General features: G+C 55.2%; 3 protein-coding genes. 2 read left to right on the top strand and 1 reads right to left on the bottom strand.

The window, feature by feature from the left end; all coding sequences use genetic code 11:
- Positions 1-605 precede the first annotated feature (605 nt).
- Both NKI66_RS32540 and NKI66_RS32535 read left to right on the top strand, forming a co-directional pair.
- The gene (locus NKI66_RS32540) at positions 606-1,445 is read left to right on the top strand and encodes an SDR family NAD(P)-dependent oxidoreductase (RefSeq protein WP_352754073.1); all 840 of its coding nucleotides are present in this window, start codon (positions 606-608) and stop codon (positions 1,443-1,445) included.
- Between the two features lie 9 nt (positions 1,446-1,454).
- On the top strand, positions 1,455-2,264 hold the full coding sequence (locus NKI66_RS32535) for an SDR family NAD(P)-dependent oxidoreductase (protein WP_352754072.1): 810 nt from the start codon (positions 1,455-1,457) through the stop codon (positions 2,262-2,264).
- Between the two features lie 466 nt (positions 2,265-2,730).
- Here NKI66_RS32535 and NKI66_RS32530 read toward each other — a convergent pair.
- On the bottom strand, positions 2,731-2,953 hold a 223-nt coding region (locus NKI66_RS32530; protein WP_352754071.1), incomplete at its 5' end, for a hypothetical protein.

Raw genomic sequence — 2,953 nt, 5'->3', positions numbered from 1 at the left:
GGAGAAGCCGCCAAAGCCACGGATGGTGGCCGAATTAACCGGCTTGAAGCTTCATTCAAGGAGACCTTGTCGTCAGCCTGCCGATGGCGGTTGTGGAGTTCGAAATGAGCCAAGACTGGGACATCGGGGGGAGCACTGCAAGGTCCTTTTGTACTATCGTGTGCTCATGGCGGGTGGCGCGTTTATCGCGTCTCATTAGCGATCACTAGTTTCTTTCTCGGCCGCCTGCACGATGTTTGGGAACTTCACGCGCTATTCTAGGCAGTTTCCATCATGTTCTATACGCCCCAAATTCTGCAATCAGTGCAACCAGACCCCACGAGCTCTTCGGAGTTGATGGCATGTATTGTTTTCTGGCTCACGGCATGGTCAAGGGAAGTCGCCCGTCACCTGCTTTGGATGTCTGTTGGGAAGACGGCCTTTTGTTAGACAATACTGAAGAACTGATCCCATCAGAGTCCGACCGCACTCAAGCTCCTAACAGCGGCAATCGACCAGTCTGGCGACCAGTCTGGGCAGCTCGATGTGAACGGTCTGCAACGCAGATATCGGCATCATCAAGCCGGCGCACTTATTAAGAAATGAGACGAATATGGCTACCAATATTGTCCAAGTTTGCACCTAAAACAATGCTTGGATTATGGCTGGAAAAGAATCATCACTTCCAAAAGAGAATTGCTAATATGACGCCTTCCAATGCGGTGGTTATCGTTACTGGCGCGACTTCCGGGATAGGGGAGGCCGTCACACAGGCTTTCGCCGCGACAGGGGCGTCACTAGTTTTGGTCGGCCGCGATTCGGAACGGGGTCAAAGAGCCTTAGAGGCGGTTCAGAAACTCAACTGCCAAGCCGAATTGATGCTCGGCGACGTAGCTGACTCGGCCTTCGCCGATCAAGTGGTCAATTCCAGCGTGGAGCGGTTCGGGAAGGTCAGCGTCTTGGTGAACAGCGCCGGGATCATTCGGCGTAGAAGCGCCCCCAATACCACGGATGACGATTGGCGTCAGACATTCGAAACCAATGTCAACGGTGTTTTCTACTTCAGCCGCGCCACCGTGAAGTCTATGCTGAGGACCGGCGGCGGCAGCATTGTCAATATAGCCTCGAATGTGGGGTTGGTTGGCTCTCCCGGGTTGGCTGCCTATTGTGCGTCAAAGGGTGCCGTCGTTCTTTTGACACGAGCAATGGCCCTCGATCACGCCAAAGAACATATCAGTATCAATGCCGTCTGCCCTGGCGCCGTCGATACACCCATGCTCGTATCGGCTCACAACACACCAGCTACGGCGGACGAGATCTTGCAGAGGAATATTGATTTAATACCCCGGGGTCGCGTGGCCACACCGAACGAAATAGCGAGCTTGACGGTGTTCCTGGCGAGCCAGGAGGCCAAGCACATCACGGGCGCTGCCATTCCGATAGATGGCGGCTTCACGGCAGGATAGGAGGGATCCATGGGTAACCGGTTAGCAGGCAAGGTTGCCATCGTCACGGGTGGCAATCAAGGCATAGGGCGAGCAATTGCTGATAGGCTCGCTGATGAAGACGCCATGGTTGTTGTCGGCGACTTGCACGACAATCGCTCATCCGTTCCCGGCAGCGTCCAGGGGCTCACGTTTATGTCTCTTGATGTCACAAAGGAAGTCTCAATTCGTACCTTCGTTGATGAGGTCCTCGAGAAGTTCGGCAGGGTCGACGTACTGGTCAACAATGCTGGTAAGGTCATTCATAAGTCCCTCGACGAACAGACTGCCGACGATTGGGACGGGCTTATGGCCGTCAATCTCCGCGGTCCGTTCTTAATGGCCAAGTATGTCGCCCCGGAAATGAGACGAATTGGGTCGGGCGCAATCGTCAACATTGGATCGGTCGAAGGCTATATTGTCAACCCTTGGCATACTGCCTACGCGGCCACGAAGGCCGGCGTGCATGGTCTTACGCTGGGGCTGGCAGTTGACCTCGGGCCGGATGGTATACGATGCAACACCGTTTGCCCAGGGTGGATCGATACCGAGCTGAATCGTGCGTATGTCGAGATGCACGCGGGTCGAAGCTTCGTCGAGCAGGAATTGTCGCAACTTCATCCGGTAGGAAGGATCGGCGCCCCAGCCGAGATAGCTAATGCGGTCCTTTGGCTGGCGAGTGAGGAATCGAGCTTCGTTAGCGGTGAGATGATCTCCGTCGACGGCGCACGAACCAAGAAGATATCCCTCCCGGCCATCTTGGATGAGGAGTATCGGGCCAAGCTGATGAAGGCATGGTAACAGCTCAGAGATCTCTAATTTACAAAAGTGGCGCCCTCATGCGATGGAACTACCAGCGCTAAACGGCCTCAGGCTCCCGCTTACGGAATGCCGAAGGCGCGCTACAGTACACTTGCCGCCCTTCGAAGAGGGACGCCTATGTGCGAAGCCGTGATGACGCTCAAATATGATTTGCCCGGACGCTTCAAAGTAACCGCCCGATTGTCACTGCCTGCCGGCTATCGTCGTGATAGCGTAAGAGACGTGTTTAATAAGCGGGAAGGTCACCCCATCTGGCGCAGCAAGTGTGCGGCAGCGATGCTGACACTGAGGAAGCCGAGGAGCTTGCAGTGTCAATTTCTATGTCTGCGCCTATGCCTGCGGATAAAAGCTTTCAATTGATTGAGGCGGTTGCGGATCGCTTCGAGGGTGCATCGGGAGCTATGTGGATTTCGGGTGATGGGGTATGCAAGGGGTCCAAGAGTTTTCAGGGCGAACTCTTGAGCTTCGATGCCGGTGGTCCCTCCCGCCAATGAAGGACCACCTTGATGACACCACCTTCGATGAAGCCGGCGATCTCGCTCACGGCCGCGCCACCATTTTTCGTGACCTTGCCCCTCTGATCTAATCCGGTTTGAAGTTCGTTCTGGCCCATCGAGAGGACCAGGACATGAAACGTAGCCGCTTCTCTGAAGAGCAGATCATCGGAA

Origin of the sequence: Mesorhizobium sp. M0518, from assembly GCF_040321125.1 — a bacterium.
Taxonomy (GTDB): Bacteria; Pseudomonadota; Alphaproteobacteria; order Rhizobiales; family Rhizobiaceae; genus Mesorhizobium.
Note: the sequence above shows the minus strand (reverse complement) of the source record. Positions and strands in the feature narration are given on the sequence as shown.

What these genes read in the sequence shown, in the direction of transcription:
- NKI66_RS32535 (WP_352754072.1), top strand. Translation starts at nt 1,455, where the DNA reads ATGGGTAACCGGTTAGCAGGCAAGGTTGCCATCGTCACGGGTGGCAAT.